The 18,522-nt window shown below is 39.4% G+C and carries 20 protein-coding genes and 1 riboswitch; of the genes, 14 read left to right on the top strand and 6 right to left on the bottom strand.

Annotated features, from left to right (window positions below; genetic code table 11):
- The first annotated feature begins 9 nt into the window (after positions 1–9).
- The 3 genes from NSQ70_RS10010 (at position 10) to pbuX (ending at position 3,975) form a co-directional block, all read left to right on the top strand.
- Positions 10–1,515 (top strand): carboxypeptidase M32, encoded by a 1,506-nt coding sequence (locus tag NSQ70_RS10010; RefSeq protein ID WP_047946664.1) that lies wholly within the window; start codon positions 10–12, stop codon positions 1,513–1,515.
- 341 nt (positions 1,516–1,856) lie between these two features.
- Positions 1,857–1,956, top strand: a riboswitch (purine riboswitch).
- Between the two features lie 118 nt (positions 1,957–2,074).
- Entirely contained in the window at positions 2,075–2,659 is a 585-nt protein-coding gene (xpt, locus tag NSQ70_RS10005; protein ID WP_008346333.1) for a xanthine phosphoribosyltransferase, read from the top strand.
- Positions 2,656–3,975: a xanthine permease PbuX gene (pbuX, locus tag NSQ70_RS10000; protein WP_007500846.1), complete on the top strand. Its 1,320-nt coding sequence runs from the start codon at positions 2,656–2,658 to the stop codon at positions 3,973–3,975. The genes xpt and pbuX overlap by 4 nt, the downstream gene beginning before the upstream one ends.
- Positions 3,976–4,040: 65 nt before the next feature.
- Here the strand turns inward: pbuX and NSQ70_RS09995 are convergent, their stop codons facing one another.
- Positions 4,041–4,895: a polysaccharide deacetylase family protein gene (locus NSQ70_RS09995; protein ID WP_047946663.1), complete on the bottom strand. Its 855-nt coding sequence runs from the start codon at positions 4,893–4,895 to the stop codon at positions 4,041–4,043.
- Positions 4,896–5,694: 799 nt separating this feature from the next.
- On the opposite strand from NSQ70_RS09995, the gene NSQ70_RS09990 reads away from it, so the two are divergent.
- The 7 genes from NSQ70_RS09990 to NSQ70_RS09960 all read left to right on the top strand — a co-directional run bounded on the left by NSQ70_RS09990 (position 5,695) and on the right by NSQ70_RS09960 (position 13,490).
- On the top strand, positions 5,695–6,201 hold the full coding sequence (locus NSQ70_RS09990) for a GrpB family protein (protein ID WP_251185266.1): 507 nt from the start codon (positions 5,695–5,697) through the stop codon (positions 6,199–6,201).
- Between the two features lie 318 nt (positions 6,202–6,519).
- Positions 6,520–7,617, top strand: coding sequence for a 3-oxoacyl-[acyl-carrier-protein] synthase III C-terminal domain-containing protein (locus tag NSQ70_RS09985; RefSeq protein ID WP_135009185.1), 1,098 nt, complete (start codon positions 6,520–6,522; stop codon positions 7,615–7,617).
- Positions 7,617–8,126 carry an isoprenylcysteine carboxylmethyltransferase family protein gene (locus NSQ70_RS09980; RefSeq protein WP_327861717.1) on the top strand — a complete coding sequence of 170 codons (510 nt, stop codon included), beginning with the start codon at positions 7,617–7,619 and terminating at the stop codon, positions 8,124–8,126. The genes NSQ70_RS09985 and NSQ70_RS09980 overlap by 1 nt, the downstream gene beginning before the upstream one ends.
- 64 nt (positions 8,127–8,190) lie before the next feature.
- A complete protein-coding gene (gene fbpC / locus NSQ70_RS09975) occupies positions 8,191–8,298 on the top strand; it encodes a Fur-regulated basic protein FbpC (protein WP_306172627.1) in 108 nt (35 codons plus the stop codon).
- A 131-nt stretch (positions 8,299–8,429) separates the two neighbouring features.
- Entirely contained in the window at positions 8,430–12,023 is a 3,594-nt protein-coding gene (locus NSQ70_RS09970) for a dynamin family protein (RefSeq protein WP_327861718.1), read from the top strand.
- Between the two features lie 41 nt (positions 12,024–12,064).
- Positions 12,065–12,328 (top strand): YpbS family protein, encoded by a 264-nt coding sequence (locus NSQ70_RS09965; protein WP_008346351.1) that lies wholly within the window; start codon positions 12,065–12,067, stop codon positions 12,326–12,328.
- Positions 12,329–12,602: 274 nt separating this feature from the next.
- Positions 12,603–13,490, top strand: a complete 888-nt coding sequence (locus tag NSQ70_RS09960) for a 5'-3' exonuclease (protein WP_047946659.1) — start codon at positions 12,603–12,605, stop codon at positions 13,488–13,490.
- 38 nt (positions 13,491–13,528) lie between these two features.
- Here NSQ70_RS09960 and NSQ70_RS09955 read toward each other — a convergent pair whose 3' ends face one another.
- The 3 genes from NSQ70_RS09955 to NSQ70_RS09945 are packed head-to-tail and all read right to left on the bottom strand — an operon-like array spanning position 13,529 to position 14,784.
- Positions 13,529–13,654: a hypothetical protein gene (locus NSQ70_RS09955; RefSeq protein ID WP_008346357.1), complete on the bottom strand. Its 126-nt coding sequence runs from the start codon at positions 13,652–13,654 to the stop codon at positions 13,529–13,531.
- Positions 13,655–13,697: 43 nt separating this feature from the next.
- Positions 13,698–14,093 (bottom strand): reverse transcriptase-like protein, encoded by a 396-nt coding sequence (locus NSQ70_RS09950; RefSeq protein WP_017359712.1) that lies wholly within the window; start codon positions 14,091–14,093, stop codon positions 13,698–13,700.
- Position 14,094: 1 nt separating this feature from the next.
- Positions 14,095–14,784 carry a queuosine precursor transporter gene (locus NSQ70_RS09945; protein WP_007500834.1) on the bottom strand — a complete coding sequence of 230 codons (690 nt, stop codon included), beginning with the start codon at positions 14,782–14,784 and terminating at the stop codon, positions 14,095–14,097.
- 94 nt (positions 14,785–14,878) lie between these two features.
- Between NSQ70_RS09945 and NSQ70_RS09940 the strand changes: the two genes are divergently transcribed.
- From NSQ70_RS09940 to NSQ70_RS09930, 3 genes are all read left to right on the top strand, one after another.
- Positions 14,879–15,550, top strand: a complete 672-nt coding sequence (locus NSQ70_RS09940; RefSeq protein WP_327861719.1) for a ribonuclease H family protein — start codon at positions 14,879–14,881, stop codon at positions 15,548–15,550.
- 1 nt (position 15,551) lies between these two features.
- Positions 15,552–15,734: a zinc-finger domain-containing protein gene (locus tag NSQ70_RS09935; RefSeq protein WP_008346366.1), complete on the top strand. Its 183-nt coding sequence runs from the start codon at positions 15,552–15,554 to the stop codon at positions 15,732–15,734.
- Between the two features lie 173 nt (positions 15,735–15,907).
- The gene (locus NSQ70_RS09930) at positions 15,908–16,090 is read left to right on the top strand and encodes a hypothetical protein (RefSeq protein WP_008346368.1); all 183 of its coding nucleotides are present in this window, start codon (positions 15,908–15,910) and stop codon (positions 16,088–16,090) included.
- A gap of 51 nt (positions 16,091–16,141) precedes the next feature.
- Here the strand turns inward: NSQ70_RS09930 and cspD are convergent, their stop codons facing one another.
- Entirely contained in the window at positions 16,142–16,342 is a 201-nt protein-coding gene (cspD, locus tag NSQ70_RS09925; RefSeq protein ID WP_003215784.1) for a cold-shock protein CspD, read from the bottom strand.
- A gap of 267 nt (positions 16,343–16,609) precedes the next feature.
- Here cspD and NSQ70_RS09920 point away from each other — a divergent pair, with 267 nt between their 5' ends.
- Positions 16,610–17,311, top strand: coding sequence for an AIM24 family protein (locus NSQ70_RS09920; RefSeq protein WP_007500832.1), 702 nt, complete (start codon positions 16,610–16,612; stop codon positions 17,309–17,311).
- A 34-nt stretch (positions 17,312–17,345) separates the two neighbouring features.
- Here NSQ70_RS09920 and NSQ70_RS09915 read toward each other — a convergent pair whose 3' ends face one another.
- A complete protein-coding gene (locus NSQ70_RS09915; RefSeq protein WP_007500831.1) occupies positions 17,346–18,497 on the bottom strand; it encodes a diglucosyl diacylglycerol synthase in 1,152 nt (383 codons plus the stop codon).
- Positions 18,498–18,522: the final 25 nt, after the last annotated feature.

Here is an 18,522-nt window from a genome sequence, read left to right as displayed (position 1 = left end):
AACGAACGCATGAGTCTTGAATCAAAAGAGAAAGCGTTTTATCAATTACTAGGAAAAATCGCCCATTATACAGAGGCGCTTCATTTACTTTATTGGGACTCTCGAACACAAGCACCTAAAAAAAGCGCTGATTTCAGAGCAGAAACCATCGGTCAATTATCCAGCGATATCTTTAATATGAAGACTTCTGATGAAATGAGAGATCTTCTTGATGCATTAAATAAAGAGAAAGAAAAGCTGTCAAAAGACACGCAGAAGGCACTCGAATTATCGCAAAAAGAATATGATGAAAACAGTAAAATTCCAAAAGAAGAATTTAAAGAATACTCCATTCTTCAATCAAAAGCTGAACATGTTTGGGTAGAAGCAAGGGAGAAATCAGATTTTTCACTCTTTGCACCCTATTTAAAACAGCTGATTAATTTTAACAAGCGTTTCATTCAGTACTGGGGCGTGAAAAAAACACCATATGATGTGCTGCTCAATAATTACGAGCCGGATATGACGGTTGAACAACTCGATCAAAAATTCGGTGCACTTCGAGACGCCATCGTTCCTCTCGTGAAAAAAATTGAAGCTTCGCCAAATAAACCGGATACTTCGTTTTTATCGAAAAGCTTCCCGATCGACAAACAAAAAGAGCTGAGTCTCTTTTTCTTAAAAGAGTTAGGGTATGACTTTGACGCAGGACGACTTGATACAACGGTTCATCCATTTGCTGTGACATTAAGCAGAGGGGATGTACGTGTGACGACGCGTTATGATGAGCACGATTTTCGCATGGCGATCTTTGGCACCATTCACGAATGCGGCCACGCCATTTATGAACAAAATATTGATGAGGCACTGAGCGGAACGCTCTTATGTGACGGCACATCAATGGGTATTCATGAATCACAGTCTCTTTTCTTTGAGAACTTTATCGGCAGACATGAAGATTTCTGGAAAACGTATTATCAAAAGCTGCAAGAGGCATCTCCTGAACAATTTAAAGATGTCACTTTAGAAGAATTTGTGCATGCGGTGAATGAATCGAAGCCGACTTACATTCGAATTGAAGCAGATGAACTCACGTATCCACTTCACATTATTATTCGCTATGAAATTGAAAAAGCCATTTTCAATGAAGAAGTAGCCGTTGAAGACTTGCCAGCGTTATGGAATGAAAAATACCAAGCATATCTTGGCATTACGCCGCCTAACGATGCGCTTGGTATTTTGCAGGATGTTCACTGGTCAGATGGTAGTTTTGGATATTTCCCTTCATATGCACTTGGTTATATGTATGCGGCGCAATTAAAGCAGCAAATGATCAAAGATTTACCGAATTTTGATGAACTGATTCAAAATGGGTCTTTTGCACCGATAAAAGAATGGCTAACGGAACATGTCCACAAGCATGGAAAACGGAAAAAGCCATCTGAAATCATTCAAGACGCAACTGGTGAAGAATTAAATGTTCAATACTTAATTGATTATTTAACAGATAAGTACACGAAACTGTATTTATCATAAATGAAAGGCACCCTTTGATCAGAAGGGTGCTTCAGCGTGTAGACAAACCCTCGCATTCGTTGTCAGGGTCTGCGCGCCGGTGCTCACGAATGTTAAATTCGCTCTGCTCCGGTGCTCGCCCCTCCTAGACTGCAAAGGTTTTCTATCACGCTGAAAAGAAGACAAAGGGCTAAAATAAAGTTCATTTTAGCCCTTTGTCAACAATCTGAGGCACCCTTTAATCAGAAGGGTGCTTTTTTGCTGCTTGAATATTCTAAAAACGAACGTTTAAAGCTTAATGATTATTTAAGTTCGGTATTTTTCTAGAAAAGTGCTTTCCAAGCGTCTGAAATCTTGTTATAATTTGAACACTATGAAACACTCATATAATCGCGTGATGAAGGCACGCAAGTTTCTACCGGACACCGATACCGTCCGACTATGAGTGAGCAAAATGAAACAGCTTTTGTATGAGCTGAAGATCCCGTGGATCGTTTTCGCATTGCTTGCTCCTTAATGGACAGCAATGCTTTTTTTATGCAAAAAAATGAAAGTTGCTAATATGCTGGGAGGAAGAATGATGGAATTGTTACGTCAAAAGATCGAGAACGAAGGAATCGTTCTGTCAAATCAAGTGCTAAAGGTAGATGCTTTTTTAAATCATCAAATTGATCCTGTGTTAATGCATGAGATCGGTCAAGAGTTTGCTAGATTATTTAAGCATGATGGAATTACTAAAATTATCACAATCGAATCTTCTGGTATTGCACCTGCTGTCATGGCTGGGCTTGCCCTTCATGTGCCAGTTGTTTTTGCCCGAAAGCGGCAATCACTGACTTTAACGGATAACCTTTTGACAGCAAGTGTGTATTCTTTTACCAAAAAAGTAGAAAGTACGATCGCTGTCTCTAACACGCACCTTAGTGAGGATGATTGTGTGTTAATCATCGACGACTTTTTAGCAAATGGAGAAGCCGCTAAGGGACTAGCCGCAATCGCAAAGCAAGCGAAAGCAAAAGTAGCTGGTTTTGGAATTGTTATCGAGAAATCATTCCAGCCTGGAAGAAAAGAGCTTGTGCAAATGGGCTATAGAGTCGAGTCACTCGCACGTATCGAATCGCTCGAGGAAGGAAAAGTCACGTTTGTACGCGAGGTACAATCATGAGTGCCGCTAAAAAAGCCAAAACCCTTTCGCTAGGGATACAGCATGTACTGGCGATGTATGCAGGTGCGGTTCTTGTCCCGCTCATTGTTGGAGATGCGCTTGGGCTCACGCCAGCCCAGCTGACGTACTTAATTTCGGCAGATATTTTCATGTGCGGTGCCGCCACACTGCTTCAAGTATGGAAAAACCGCTTTTTTGGCATCGGTTTGCCTGTTGTACTAGGCTGTACATTTACTGCGGTCTCTCCTATGATTGCGATTGGCTCTAAATATGGAATTTCGTCTATATATGGAAGTATTATCGCCGCAGGGTGTATTGTCATTGCTCTTTCATTTTTCTTTGGGAAGCTTGTGAAATTCTTCCCGCCCGTTGTCACAGGTTCCGTCGTCACGATCATTGGAATTACCTTAATTCCGGTAGCCATGAACAATATGGCAGGTGGTGAAGGAAGTGCAGACTATGGTTCTTTTGAGAATCTTGGACTTGCTTTTCTTGTATTGTTTATCATTGTCCTTCTCTATCGATTTACAAAGGGATTCATGAAAGCCATTGCCATCTTAATCGGCATTCTACTTGGGACAGCAGTTGCTGCTTTCTTAGGGAAGGTGGAGACGGCAGAAGTGGCGAATGCACAAGTTTTCCGCATCATTGAGCCTTTTTACTTTGGGTTGCCTACTTTTGAATTTGCACCAATCATGACAATGACATTAGTGGCCATTGTGTCATTAGTCGAATCAACGGGTGTATACTTTGCGCTCGGAGATTTAACGAATCGTTCATTAAAAGAGAAGGATTTAGCAAAAGGATATCGTGCAGAGGGAATTGCCGTCTTATTAGGCGGTATCTTCAACGCTTTTCCATACACAGCTTACTCTCAAAACGTTGGATTGATCCAATTAACAGGTGTGAAGAAAAATCAGGTCATTGTGGTGACAGGTGTATTATTAATGGTATTTGGCCTTTTTCCTAAAATCGCGGCATTTACAACAATTATTCCAAAATCCGTTCTAGGCGGTGCAATGGTCGCCATGTTTGGCATGGTCATTGCGTATGGGATTAAAATGCTCTCACGCGTCGATTTTGCAAAACAGGAAAACTTACTCATTGTCGCATGCTCAGTTGGCATCGGGCTCGGAGTAACGGTTGTGCCGCAAATGTTTGAGCATTTGCCAGAATCGATTAAATTGTTAACAAGTAACGGAATTGTCGCCGGAAGCTTTACCGCTATTTTGCTTCATATTATTTATCACATGATTCCTTTTAAAAAAGAAACAGAGCAGGAGCTAATGGAAGAACCTAAGCAATCTGTTATGTAATCACTTCTCTTTGGAGAGCTGAAAGCCCGCATCCTTTGGATACGGGCTTGTTGTGATTAGTGCTATTAATGTTGTACCGGCGGCATTGTTTCGTTAATGACTGCAAATGTATAGCCCCTTGCTTTTAGTTGTGTAATCAGGCTATCTAAATAGTTCGTGGTAGAGGGTTGATCATGCATTAAAATAACTTTTGGTTCCCATGGTTTATTTTTCTCAAACATTTGCAGTTGATTCAATACCTCTGGAACATATTGTGAATTTTTATATCTCCAGTCAAGGCTATCAATCGTCCAATCCCAGTAAATAAAGCCATTTTGGTTTAAACGTACTTTTTGATCATATGTTAAATTTGGAACACTGCCATAAGGTGTTCTCACAAGACGGGTGTAAACGCCTGTAACAGAAGCAAGAATGAGCTGAGCTTCTCTCATTTCATTTGCGGGAGACTCACTGTTCTGATAAAAGCGGTTTATATCATGCGTCATGCCATGAAGCCCTAATTGATGTCCTTCTTGATAAAGTCTTTTCACAGCTGCTTGGTGAGCTTGGATTTGCGGTCCAAGCATGAAGAATGTCGCCTTCACTTGATGTGCTTTTAAGACATTTAACAGCTGATTTGATGTAGCAGAAGGGCCATCATCAAATGTTAAAAAGACCGTTTTATTCGTTGTCTGTTGGTTTGGATTTGTCCTAAATTGTTGATCCAATGTTCTTGTAGACTGATCTTTTGCTTTCAGACTGATACTTGTGTCTCGGAAGTCACTGCTAGTAACAATTTTTGCTTGCCCATTTGTCGCCTGCAAATGGGGTTTAGACATATCCCAGATAAAAACGAGAAACAGTGTAAGAAGCACTAAACCAATTATCTTCGAGAGAAATATCGTGTTGTAGGGTGTCTGTTTTTTGGACACCTTTTTCATGACAATCACTCCAGTCAATTAAATTTTGTGCCGAATCATGTAGTAGATTCTGTCTTTTTTCACTGTTTTTCATGGTGTTCATATTGATTAAGTATACAGGAAAAAAACACCTTTTCATATATAATCATCAAATAAATTAGCATTTTATGGTTATTTATTTGTGTTGATCAGAAAAAAGGTGATCCATTCATGTTTAAATGAAATAATTCTGAATAATGATCGAAACGTTGATATTTATACGCTAAGATAGCAACAGATTTAACCATTAATGCGAAGTGAAAGGAGATTCCGTATGAAAGTGTTGTAAAATGACGATTTCATTGAAAAAAGGATGCTCATGTGGATATTGGAGATAGAGGCTATCAAACGCGAAATACATAGAGAAAAGCTCTTACCCTACAAAATAAAGAAGAAACAAAAGAAAGCAAAGTCAGTACAACTGAATCAGAGATTGGCTACTATGTAAAAGGTGAACGTGAAAAGTCATTTGCTTATTCCTTTCATACAGCACTTTTACTTGAAGTAAAGGTGGGGTTTGTCTAAGGCCCTTCTCATTTGAGAGGTGTTTTTTTGCATAAAGCTATGTTAAATAACTCTATTAATAATCATTTTTGTTCTTTAGATATAAAACTAAGATGAGAGTGAATGGTTAAGAATCGTATTGAATGACATCAACCAAGAAATAGATCTAAACGAATAGGATGATTATTGAAATCTGTCTGCTCTCTCCATATGGGACTTATGATAAAGTTGGTTTATTAACATTCTCCAAATGGGTGTTAAAAGGTGGGATAAGTAAATGTTAGGATTACCAAGAGGGGAAGTCTTTTTAGTTCCTTGGTCTATTGAGTGGACAAAAGAATTTGAAAGTGAAAAGCGAAAGATAATAGGTGATATTGGTCAATACATAATCAATGTACACCATATTGGAAGTACAGCAGTAAAAGGTTTAAGCGCTAAGCCAATTATTGATATTGCAATTGAAATAGAACATTTTTTTGATGGAGAAAAATGTGTAATAGCGTTGGAAGGACTCGGTTACTCATATAAAGGAACAAACGTATTACCTGAAAGACACTACTTTAATAAAGGAGAACCACGAACACATCAAATCCATATGTACCAAAGACATAATAAGTATTTACTTGAACAGTTAAATTTCAGAGATTACTTGAGAAATAATGAGCAAGCTAGAAGTGAGTACCAACAGCTTAAACTTAAATTATCAAGATTACATGGAAATGACAAACACAAATACGCACATGAAAAAACTTATTTTATTAAGTCCATCCTTGAAAAGGTTTAGGTGAGGGTTTGCTATTTAGATGTTCATAAGAGAGGTCATTCACAGAGGAACTCCCAATTAACGGAGTTCTTTTTTTTCATTAAATCACCATTATTTTTGAACATAAATTGCATAAAAAAAAGCAGGTTCGCTTGGCTTGGAACGAACCTGTGAAGGAGGAAAACTACATCATGTTTTCACCTATATTATCCAATATTTATCAATTGTCGTCAAGACAAAAAGTTAGACGGAGGAAAATATTTTGACTGAATTGTGTCGTTTTGGCATGTATATCCTTTTTTTGATTGGGGATATTAACCGAAAAAAGAGGTGAAGCCGATGGCATACATTCTTTCAGTTGGAACAAGTCTGCCAAAACATCATGTGGATCAGCAAGCAGCTGCTCAATTTGCAAGGTCTCAATTTAAACGATCGTTTAAAGATATTGATCGGCTATTAAAAGCTTTTAATAATGGCGAAATAGAGAGCAGGCAGTTTGTACAACCTATTGATTGGTATCAAGAACATCACTCTTTTGAAGAGAAAAACAACCTCTATATCGAAAAAGCATTGGCACATGCGAAAGAAGCCGTTTTTCACTGTCTGCATGAAACAGCGTTCCTTACAAAGCCAGTTCCTTTTGATGAGATTGATGCTTTGTTTTTCATCTCCAGTACAGGGTTATCAACGCCAAGTCTTGATGCAAAGCTGATGAATGTTCTTCCATTTTCTCCTTATACGAAACGAGTGCCAATTTGGGGGTTAGGATGCGGGGGCGGGGCGGCAGGCTTATCCCGAGCTTATGAATACATCAGGGCGTATCCAGAAGCGAAAGTGCTCGTTGTTGCCTGCGAGCTTTGCAGCCTCACTTTTCAGCCGCAAGATCAATCAAAAAGCAATTTAATTGGAACCTCGCTGTTTGGTGACGGGACTGCGGCCGTTCTTTTAACTGGAGAAAAGGCGGCCTCTAAGTATACGCGGTTAAAAACAGTACCTAAAGTGCTTGGCACGCAGTCAGTGACCATGAAAGATTCTGAGGATGTGATGGGATGGGATTTTACCGCTGACGGATTTCGGGTCATCTTCTCACGTGACATTCCGTCCATCATTTCTGGATGGTTAAAAGAGCAAGTGGATCAATTTTTACATCAGCTAGGATTTTCAACAGAGGATGTATCCGTATTTCTTGCTCACCCTGGAGGAAAAAAAGTGATTGATGCTTATCTTGAAAGCCTATCTTTACAAGAGCATCAGCTATTTTCTTCAAAAGAGGTTCTGAAACAGCATGGAAACATGTCCTCTGCCACCGTTTTATATGTCATGAAGCATTTTCTTGAACATCAGTCACTAGATGCAGGACAGGTGGGGCTTTGCGGAGCACTTGGTCCAGGCTTTTCGTCAGAATTATTGCTCATGAAATGGGAGGGGCTCTCGTGATGATTTTCTGGATAGTGATTGGCATTTACATTTGTCAGCGCCTCATTGAAGTGCTTGTGGCGAAAAGAAATGAAAAGAAGGTGAAGGCGCTCGGAGCGATTGAATTTGGTGCAAGCCATTATCCTTATATGGTCGCTATGCATGCAGCTTTTTTCCTCTCGCTTATTGGAGAGACATGGCTGCTGCATCGTCAACCGTCTCGTTTTTTCCTATTGCTGCTTGTGTTTCTGTTTGCGACCCAGGTGATTCGGTACTGGGCACTATGTTCACTTGGAACGTTTTGGAATACAAAAATCTTAGTCGTTCCAAATGCGATGATTGTGAAAAAGGGGCCGTATCGCTGGTTAAAGCATCCTAACTATATGGTGGTGGCGATTGAACTGATGTTCATTCCGCTGTTATTTAACGCATTTATTACTGCCATTTTGTTTACGTGTTTAAATGGATGGATGATGATGGTCAGAATACAAACAGAGGAAAAAGCACTGAATCAGTATTTACTAAATTAATATTGAAAATCATTATCAATTGTGCTACACTTTCATTAATGATAAACATTCTCAATCATGAAGGATGGACGGTGATCACATGACAATGATTTTCTTACTCGGTACGGTCTGTGTATATAGCTTATTGATTGGCTTCGTATTAAAAGGTGTTTCAAAAAAATCTGCTTCCTGATTGCAGTCCATTGTGACTGATCGGGTAGCAGATTTTTTTATTTCCTCAGATCAGAAGAAAAATCTCTTTATTTTGTGTAAAATGGTACACATACATAACTGACTTTTCTAAAAACAAAGGGGTTTATCGTCATGAAAGACTTGTCTATTCGAGATTCGCTCGTTCAAACTACAGGTGCTTTATATCAAAGCCTTCTGAAAAGGGATGATCACGAGCGCGCAGCCAAACTTGCATCTATTATGAAAAAGGAAGCTGAAGAAGAAGTATATATCGCATTTACCGGCCACTATTCTGCTGGTAAGTCATCACTAGTGAATCATCTTCTTCATGATCACATCCTGCCCACAAGCCCAATTCCAACGAGTGCAAACTTGGTTGTTGTCAGGAAAGGGGTCAGTGAAGTTCAGCTCCATACGTCTGATGGACGTTTTGCAAAAATGAGCGGTTCTTATGATAAAGAAGCGGTGCAGCGTTTTTGTAAAGATGGGGAACAAATTGAGATGGTGGAAATTAGCGGTGATTATAGTGGACTTGAAGAAAAAGTGGCACTCATTGATACACCGGGAATTGATTCAACGGATCATGCGCACTTTTTATCCGCTGCTTCTATTCTTCATCAAGCGGATGCTCTTTTTTATGTCGTTCATTATAACCATGTCCATTCTGAAGAAAACATTCGCTTCATTCGCTCGATTAAAGAGAAAGTGCCCAATCTTTATTTCATCGTCAATCAAGTGGATCGGCATGATGAACAAGAGACAACTTTTGAAAACTACAAAAAACAAGTCGTTGAGATGCTTTTAAAAGAAGGCATTGAAGAAGAACATCTATATTTTACTTCTGTGACGGATGAGGCACACCCAAAAAACGAAATGATCCGTTTAGTGAAGAAACTACAAGAATTACAAACCATGCCTAAAGCATCACTTCGAGCCTATACAGAGCAGAAAATCGAACATGTTTTAAAAGAACATATAGACTCGTTAAAAGAAGAACTGCATGAAGAGGACCTTGATAAGCAGCTTCAAGAAAAAAGGAATGAAGTGAAAGAACTAGAAGAGAAACGCCGATTTATTGAAAATGGTGCAAAGCAGGTAGAAGATGAAGTGTCTTCTGAAGTAGAGAACATCTTAAAAAATGCAAACCTCACGCCATTTAAGATGCGAGAGCTTGCAAGTGACTATATCGAATCGAAAGCACCTGGCTTTAAAGTGGGTTTACTTTTTGCCAAAAATAAAACCGAGCAGGAAAAGGAAAAGCGGGCAAATGATTTCTTAGCAGATGTAAAAAAGAGAATGAAAGCGGAAGTTGACTGGCACATTGCCGAGCTCCTCAAAAAAGAAATAAAACAGCATCAGCTTGGGGAAGCGTTATTAGACAAAGCCATGGCATTTGAGACACCTATTGAAGAATCCTTGCTTGAAAAGGTCATTCACCAAGGGGCAACTTTTTCTAACGAATATGTTCTTCAATATGCGAAAGATGCTGGTGAAGCATTGAAAAGACAGGCGAAACAGCAAGCGCTTCAATTGATTGAACAGATGATTGAAACCTTGAAAGACCAGCTCAAAAATGAACAGGAGAAGCAAGAGGAAAAATGGGAGCAAGCGAAACAAGAGCTTCAGAGCCTTGAGGAGTATAACGAAAAAAATGAACAAATAAGACAGGATATTCAGCATTTATGGGATATTTGGCAAAACGGAACGGATGAGCCTATCCCAGGTGACTGGTTTTATGCGAAAAAGCAATGGATGCAGCACGACCAGCTGGAGAAGAATCGCGCATCAATTCATGTTGATGAGAGCGATCAAGCTGCTGAACGGACAGAGCGCGATCAATACCGCCAATCGCAGCATTTAACAACAGCACAATCAATTGCACAATTTAAAGAGCTTTCCCGCATTTTATCGCCTTTAGATATTCTAAAGTCTCAAAGAGATTCCTTTGAAAAACGAACAGAACGGCTGCAGGCAAAAGAATTTACACTCGCTTTATTTGGCGCTTTTAGTTCTGGAAAATCTTCTTTTGCCAATGCGCTTGTTGGACGGAAGGTGTTACCATCATCTCCTACGCCAACAACTGCAACAATTAACAAACTGACACGACCTACGGAAGATCATCCTCATGAAAGTGTCAAAGTGGTGTTTAAAACGAAGCAGGACATTCTAGAGGAACTCGATCAGATTCTTGGGTTTTCGATCACAACAGAAAAAGGAGATTCGTTTAAGGCAAAGCTGGAAAGAGTGCTGAAAAAACGGCAGCTCGAACAGGATCACCGAATCATTGTAGAACATTTTCTACAAGCCTATGCCAAGTTTCATGATGACATTGACAACCAAACCAATTTACATGTCACACTTCAAGAATTAAAGCCTTATGTAGCGGAAGAATCTGTTTCTTGTGTGGTGAAGGAAGTGACGGTGTATTTAAGTACACCTCTGACAGATAAAGGGCTGACGATTGTCGATACACCAGGTGCAAGCAGTATGAATAAGCGTCATACAGAAATCGCCTTCCAGTATATGAAGGATGCAGACGCCCTTCTTTATTTAACGTATTATCAGCATTCTTTCTCAAAAGCTGATCGCTCATTTTTACGGAAGCTTGGACTCGTAAAAGATTCCTTTAGCATGGATAAAATGTTCTTTATCATCAATGCAGCTGATTTGGCTAAGGATCAAGCAGAGCTTGAAACCGTATTTGACTATGTACGAAGCGAGCTCACAAAAGAAGGCATCCGCAATCCAAACCTGCATCATGTGTCTAGTAAGGAAGAGATCGAAGGGAAAGAGCCGACATCTTATAATCAATATGCAACACTGAGAAAACAGCTCGACTATTTTATTGAGGAAGAATTAACGAAAGATGCCAATGAACTTTTGCATTTTGAAGCTAGTACATTATGTACAACGGTCGATAGACTACGTGCGACCTTGCATCAATCAGAAGATGAGAAAGAAGCTGAAAAGAAAAACATCAAGACATCCTATGAAGCCATTCTCGAAAAAATGCAAGATGTGAAACGGTCTAAACTTGTGACCGAAAGCGTAAAAAAAGACGTGCATGAACAGCTCTATCATATTGTACAGCGGCTTTCATTATTTGCGAATGATCTATTAAAGTCGGCTTTTTATCCTGGCATATCTCAAGGGAATTTTGGTCAGCAGTTAAAAATGGCACTTGAGAAAGCGTTAAAGGAGTATGAATTTGAATTTGTGCAGGAGCTCAAGGCACTTGATATCCGAATGGAATCGTTTATCCACCATTATTTCCAGGAGGAGTGGGAAAAAGGGATGCAGGCTGCATGTGCGGAAGATCCTTACTTTTCTCTCAGCCTGTCAGCCCCTGAGGAGAAAAATGCTGAGCTAAAACAAATTGAAGTCGAAGCAGAGATTACACCATTTGAGCCGCTTTTAAAGAAACAAAAATCAGCGAAAGCCTTCTTTGAACAAAATGAAAAGGCTACGTTTATTGAAGCCATTCGAGATGTTCTACATCAAATGACAACACGTTGGGCAGATAACGAAAAAGAAGAGTTGCTGAGCAGATATGAAAAGCTAGTGAAGACCTATACGGAAAGGTACGAACAAGATGCTCTCCAACAGCTCAATGAGCAAAAACAGACATTTATGACGAGCCTTACAACAGATGCTGAAAAACAGGCGGTCATTGAACAAGTTTATGAACAAACAAATGAATGGAAGAACCAGTTGAAAACGATATGATTCATGGTAGACTATATAAAAAAGAAAGCAGTTGATAGACGATGACGAGCGTACACGAAGAAATTTCTGCACATTCACAGAAACAACATGCCCACATCCAATCTTTTCTTGCACTTGAACAAAAAAGAGAGCAGGCGATTGAATCGGCTGTGAAAAAATGTGAACACAATGAACCATTTTCAACAGATGAGATCAACGCCATTACGTCTAAAATGAATGAGCTTGCCCGAGGCGGAATTGTTCCCCTTCGTAAACATGTCACGATTGAGATGGTGGAGGAATACACCCAGCGTAAACAGAAGTAAAGAGTAACTTTCTCATTTTTGGTCATCTTAACAAATGAACCAGAAAGGGGAATGATCATGGCAAAAAAGCAAAACGTAAAGCAGCAGGAGGAGCGCATGCCGAAGGAAAAAGGCATGCCATCCTACGCAGAAGCGGAAACGAAAAAAATGCAATATGGTAAAAAGTAATCGGGCTGCCTCTTCTTTATCAAAAGAAGAAGGCGCCTTTTTTATGTTCGTTTCGATGTTCTATGATAGAATAGGAGTATTGTTTATAAAAAGGGAGTTTAGATGAATGAATAAACACGTCTTACTTGTAGATGGCATGGCACTTCTTTTTAGGTCGTTTTATGCGACGGCTGTCCATCGCAATTTTATGATAAATGATCGTGGTGTGCCGACAAATGGAGTGAATGGTTATTTGAAGCATTTGTTAACAGCTGTCCAAACATTTGAGCCGACTCATATCGTATGCTGCTGGGATATGGGGAGCCAGACATACCGGAACGAATTGTTTCAAGATTATAAAGCCAATCGAGGCGAGGCGCCTGTTGAGCTTATCCCGCAGTTTGATTTAGCAAAAGAGGCGACAGAAGAACTGGGGATCATGAACATTGGTGTGAAAGGTTTTGAAGCAGATGATTGTATTGGAACGCTTGCATCAATCTATCAAAACGAAGCACATGTGACCGTCTTAACAGGAGATAAAGATTTGCTGCAGATCTTGAATGAACAAGTGACCGTGGCTTTAATGCAAAAAGGCATCGGGAATTATAAGCATTATACAAAAGCCCTTTTTGAAGAGGAAATGGGCATATCTCCAAAGGCGCTGATTGATATGAAAGCGCTGATGGGTGATGCTAGCGATAATTACCCTGGTGTAAAAGGAATCGGCGAAAAAACAGCATTGAAATTTATCCAAACGTATCAAACGATTGATCGACTGTTAGAAAATGTTCATGCATTAACGGCAGCTCAGCAAAAGAAAATGCAAGCAGGATTAGAAGATCTGAAGCTTTCTCGTATACTGGCAGAAATTAAATGTGATGTACCACTCAGCTGTCCGATTGACGAAACAAAAATAAAAATGGACCCAGAGCGGGCAGCGGCAATGCTTCGCTTGCATCAAATTAAAGGGATCGAACCAATGGTTAACCGCTTAAGTCAATTAGGAATCAGTTAAGTTTAGAAAAAAAAGAAAGGACTAAAATCAAGTTCATTTTAGCCCTTTGTGTTGCTTTTTTTCGCCTTATTTTCTAATTGCGATATTGGCTGTTTATCTTTTGTCTGCGCATCACCTTGAGGAGTCGTTCCGTTTGTCACGCGGCCTCTGTTCTCTTTATCCAATTCGTATCACCTCACACATTAGCATAACCAAAAGAAAAGCGATTCATCCTTTTGAAAGGTGAATCGCTTTTCTAGCGAGCTGATCAGCCACTTGATTTTCCTTGCTCGGAATCCACTTAATGAAAAATAAATCAAATTCGCTTTGAAGCTGCAGCATTTCTTCGATAAAATGACGAAAAGATGGATTTTTAGCAAATCCTGCATTGGCTGCACGATCCACTACTTGTGAATCAGTGCGGAATGAAACGGTCCGTAATCCTTTTTCTACGCAAATTTTCATGCCTTCAATGAGCGCGGAAAACTCTGCTTCATGATTGCTCATGATGCCAAGAGGAATGGAGAAAGACTCAGCTTTTCCGTCATATTTCAAGAATATGCCGATGCCAGATGGACCTGGGTTTCCGGCACTAGCACCGTCAATATATATTTCAGCTGGCAATTTATTTCCCCCTTTCATCAATCGGAACCATTTTTTTCGCCGCATAGGCATAAGGTGTGCCAATGGCAGCGACGATAAATTTAATCACATAAGTCGTGATGAAAATTTCGATCCATATATGGAATGGGTAGGTCCCAAGAAAGGCAATGGTTGTGAAAACGAGTGTATCAAGTAGCTGGCTAATCATTGTACTCCCCGCATTTCGCAGCCAGAGCGCACCGTCTGAAGGAAATATCCGGCGAATAAACGAATATACATAAACATCTAACATTTGACTGATGATATAAGCAGCAAGACTACCAAGAGCGACCCTTGGCATAAAGCCAAATATCGTTTCTAATGATGATTGGGAAATGTCAGATGGAGCGGGATGGAAAAGCAAAGCCTCCTGCATGACAACAGTTAATGTTAAAAGGGTGGCAAAGCCAATCCAGACAGCTTTTTTCGCTTCGGTTTGTCCATATTTTTCATTTAGGACGTCCGTTGCAAAGAACACACTGCCATATAAAATGTTGCCAAGTGTTGCTGTTAAGCCAAATAATTCAACGGTTTTGACCACTTGTAAATTGGCAGCAACTGTTGCAAAACCAATCCATACGAAAAGCCCCATCTTGCCAAATCCTTTATAAAATAGAAGAACAATGATAAAATTAATGATCGCAAATAAGATCCAAATACCTTCATTAAACAAGTGACATGAACTTCCTTTCTAAATGTAAAATGTAACTTTTTGATTATAGCATAACGAACGTTTACCTTAAAAGTATGGGAAGGCGATGTGATCAATGAAACTAAGAGCGCACTATACAATGAAAGTGAAATCGATTGGGTCCATTGCTTTTTTCCAAGAAGATTGGATGGAGCTCAAAGAGGCCTTGCTTTTAGCAAAACATATAGACAAAAAAGAACCGCAGTCACTTCTATCATTTGAAGATGAAAAGGGTGCGGTGTGGTCGATGAAAGAACTTGAAAAGCTAAACGAAGAACTTAGGCTTGAACCCGATCAGCTTCAGGTCTATTTTGATGCGAGTTTTCGCAAAGAAACAGGTGATGCTGGGCTTGGAATTGTCGTGTATTATCAGCTCGGACAGGATGCATACCGGTTAAGGAAGAATCACCCTTTTCAGAGCACCACGAACAATGAGGCAGAGTATGCGGCTTTATTTGAAGCGGTAAAAGCTTTAAAAGAACTGGGAGCCAGCAGAAACTCTGTTACGATTAGAGGAGATTCTCTTGTTGTGATGAATCAGCTCAAAGGGGAATGGCCTTGTTATGATGATATACATAACAAATGGCTCGACCGAATTGAGGCTGCGATCAAAGAGCTGAAGCTCACGCCAACATATGAAGTCATCGATCGTAAACAAAATGCAGAAGCAGATCAGCTTGCCAGACAGATACTTGCAGACGTCCCTATCGAAAGTAAGTTGAAATTAGAAGCAGACGGAGCTGAATAAAGTGGATAAAAAAACAGCAGTAAAAGAATTAACAGATCTTCAAGACACGTATTGTTCAGATTGCTTGATTAAGAAGCACTTTCGTAAAGAATTTGGCAAAAAATACGCGCACTCCTTTTGTATACAGCAATGCACGGTAGGAGAGAAGATCAAACAATACGGGAATGAATTACTCAAAAAATAAGCGTACACTCCGGTTTTCCCCTAGATGTATCACGCGTTCACGAAAAAAAAAACGAATAGAATGTGTAAAAAAAGAACATATTCTGAAAAATGAGCCGATATAACTATAGAAAGTTTTGGTTGAGTTACTTTTTGACTAAGTGACGGATAATAGAGGAAAAGGGGAAGGCCGGCATGGATAATAAGGATTTTGAAACGGTATTACATCGGACATTTCAAGAGGTGTACAGTGATCTAGAGCAACTGGTAGATGTAGCAAAGAAGGGAAGACCTTTTCTCGAAAAAGATATCTCTGAAATTGAACAAAGATTAAAGCAAAATATTTTAGCGATTGAAATTCAGCTGAAAATCAAATAAGAGAGGCATACGCCTCTCTTTATTTTGTCGTTTCATCATTGATTGAGTTGATTAGATTTTTGTTACGTTTGCAGCTTGAGGTCCACGATTACCTTCAACGATTTCAAAAGAAACTTCTTGTCCTTCTTCTAGAGATTTGTAACCGTCACCTTCGATAGCTGTGAAGTGAACGAATACGTCGTCTCCGCCTTCAACTTCAATGAAGCCGAAACCTTTTTCATTATTGAACCATTTAACTTTACCGTTTTGCATATTGCTTTTTCCTCCTAGTACTGTAGCACACCTTTCGGCATACTAAAAAAAATTTTTCATCACCTAACGACTTAAGAAGTTGTTAAATGATGGTTCCACTATACACCATCAAAAGTAAAGCGTCAAGCAGGCAAGCCAAATTTTGAGCAGAATGTTTGATTTTTTTGTTTTTTTAGTGAATGACATTTATCTATAAAACGTCCTAATCTCATGAAACCTAACGTATAACTTGTCCGTATATAGTAAAAATACAGAAAGAGGTGCGTCATGAATCGTTACACAATTGAGGAGTTTGTTCAGAATACGCAGCAAGAAGACAAAGGGGAAGGGGTTTTTGAACTTGAAACACCAAGATTGTTAGAAATTAATTTAACGGATACCATTTGGGCAAAAACAGGCTCCATGGTTTCATATCGGGGGAAAATAAAGTTTGAACGTGAAGGTGTGTTTGAACACGGTGTGTCAAAGATGTTCAAAAAAATGTTATCAGGAGAAGGAACTTCTTTGATGAAGGCCACAGGTGATGGGAAATTATATGTAGCAGACCAAGGGAAAAAAATTTCGATTCTTCGATTGGCTCAAGGGGAGTCTATTTTCGTTAATGGAAACGACTTGCTCGCATTTGAACCGTCTGTTCGGTGGGATATTAAATTAATGAAAAAGGTGTCTGGCATGCTTGCAGGCGGATTATTTAATGTCAAACTTGAAGGACCAGGTCTTGTGGCAATCACAAGTCATTACGAACCGCTGACGCTGATTGTTCAGCCAGGTGATTCTGTTTATACAGATCCGAATGCGACGGTCGCATGGTCAGGAGATTTGCAGACTGAATTTGTGACAGATGTATCGTTCAAAACGTTTATTGGCAGGGGAAGCGGAGAGTCCATTCAAATGAAGTTTAGCGGAAGTGGCTTTGTTGTCGTGCAGCCGTTTGAAGAAGTGTATACAACGAATGGGAATCAAGGTTAAAAGAAGAAAGGTGTCCGTCAATGACGGACACCTTTTATGATAATGCTTGAGCATACGATTTGTTGCTCATGATCAGATCTGATTGTTCGACGATATCTTCTAAAATGGTTTGAGAAGACTGTTTTAAGTGTAATTTTTTGATGTTTTGTTTCATGGATTCTAATTTTTCTTCGTCTTGCAGCAAGTTGGTGACAGATTCTAAAATGTCTTCGTGTCTGTTGATGACAATGGCAGCGCCGTAATCTTCAAAGAAAAGAGCATTTTCTTTTTCTTGTCCTGGAACAGGTTTGTAAAGAATAACTGGGACACCAATTGCTGTTGCTTCTGTTAATGTAATTCCGCCCGGTTTTGTAATCATACAGTCCGTTACTCTGAACAATTCATCAATTTGTTCCACATATCCAAGCGCCTTCAATTGATTTGGGTGTGCTTGTTCAAGTTCGCTAAGCGATTGCTTCAGCGCTGCATTCTTACCGCACACAACAACAATTTGTACTTCACTGTCAAGAAGTAGTGCTTCACACAGTTCCTTCACATTTTTTAGTACACCATGGGCACCCGCCATAATGAGAAGGACTTTTTTGTCTGATGATAATCCATATTTTTTATAGATGATCGATTTAGGCACGTCTACTTCAAATTGTGGTCTAATCGGAATGCCTGTTACCTTGACATCGCTTGGATGTGTGCCGATTTCTACTAGCTTTTGTTTCACATAATCGGTTGCAACATAGTATCGGTCAATGTTTTCATGTACCCAAATTTTATGAAGACAAAAGTCTGTCATCACATTAAATGTTGGAATGACTTTACCTGTTTTGTTTCGGTATTCAGGTACAACAATCATCGGGAATGTAATGATGATGATATCCGGATTGTGTAATTGAATTAATTCATCAAGACGCTTATTTCCCATCTTTAAATAAATGTTAAATTTGCGTTTATTGTAAATTTTATCTACACCGTAATAAAACAAGCGATAAAATTGTTTCCCAATGGAGAAGCTCTTTAAATATAAATATTGAGTCACTTCGGACACAATGGGATTTGATTCTTGATACAAATTAGAAACTATCACATGTTCAAACCCTTGGGATTTGCATTCATCATACAGTGTTTTTGCAACCTGCATATGTCCATTTCCATAATTTGCGGTCAAGATTAATATTTTTTTATTGGTATTCAAGAATATTCACCTCAAATGTAATCAA

This window comes from Bacillus sp. FSL R5-0397, assembly GCF_038593395.1.
GTDB lineage: Bacteria > Bacillota > Bacilli > Bacillales > Bacillaceae > Bacillus > Bacillus altitudinis.
This window is presented reverse-complemented; position numbering and strand designations above follow the sequence as displayed.